Consider the following 987-nt stretch of genomic DNA (forward strand, 5'->3'; position numbering starts at 1 on the left):
CCGCAGGACGATGACCGGCTGACGGTGCTCTATGACCAGGATTGGGACGAGGCAGCCCGCCTCGCCGAATGGCGCGACGTGTTGGACCGGTCGCGGCACTTTCCCGTCGTGCTGCGTGTGGCCTTGGCGCTCGACGCCTGGAACGACATCGATGTGCTGCAACGCGGCGCCTGGGTCGGTCCACTGCTCATGGCCGCGCTCATGCGCCAGGAAGGCTTGGCCGCGCACCACCTGCCGTGCCTGCATCTCGGTGCCAAGACCATTCCGCGGGAACGGAGGCGCGCGCGTAACCGCGCCGATCGCCTGCATGCCTGGATCGACGCGATATACGAAGCGGCGAGCGCCGGACTCAAGGAGCACGACCGTCTGCTTCTCGCCAAGGGCCAGATGGAGCGTGTGCTGCGCGGCCGCCGCGCCAGCTCGAAATTGCCCGCATTGCTCGAGCTGGTCCTGTCGCGTCCGCTGGTGTCGACCAGCATGATTCAGGACAAGCTCGAAGTTTCCCGGCAGGGTGCCCTCGATCTCGTCGGCGCACTTAACCTGCGCGAGATGACGGGGAGGGGGAGTTTCCGAGCGTGGGGAATCCTGTAGATCGGATCCATGCAAATATCAGACTTGGCGAGGCTTCGGTGTCGTGACGGCTAGCAGGGAAGAAAATGGAACTCGTTCCCATCAGCGGTGATCCCACCCGATTTGTCACGCGGATCCCTGATCTCGATGCGCCAATTCGCCGGATATTCCCCCTGCAACGGCTGCTCGAAGTCGTTAAATCGGGCCAAATGGCGTTGGTCGCAACGCGCCTGTGGGATGATCCACGAGAAGACCCAGCAGCACTTTGCATGCTCGACGGAAGCCAACATATCCCTGGCAAGAGCCAACGACCCCTGGCGGCCTACCTTGCTCCGGCTTGGGCGCAATGCTGGTCGCTGAACCCCGGTTCCGATACCTTGCTGAGGGCGTACTCTCGCGTGAATCTGGATCCTGTCT

Annotated in this window: 2 protein-coding genes; both read left to right on the top strand. The window is 63.2% G+C overall.

The annotated features are described in order from the left end of the window. Positions 1-591, top strand: a 591-nt coding sequence (locus EOA85_RS36000; protein ID WP_348627963.1) for an RHE_PE00001 family protein, incomplete at its 5' end; no start/stop codon positions are given. Between the two features lie 65 nt (positions 592-656). Continuing rightward, positions 657-987: hypothetical protein (locus tag EOA85_RS38425; RefSeq protein ID WP_206523483.1), on the top strand; the 331-nt coding region annotated here is incomplete at its 3' end.

This window comes from Mesorhizobium sp. M5C.F.Ca.IN.020.29.1.1, from assembly GCF_003997375.1.
Lineage (GTDB): Bacteria > Pseudomonadota > Alphaproteobacteria > Rhizobiales > Rhizobiaceae > Mesorhizobium > Mesorhizobium wenxiniae.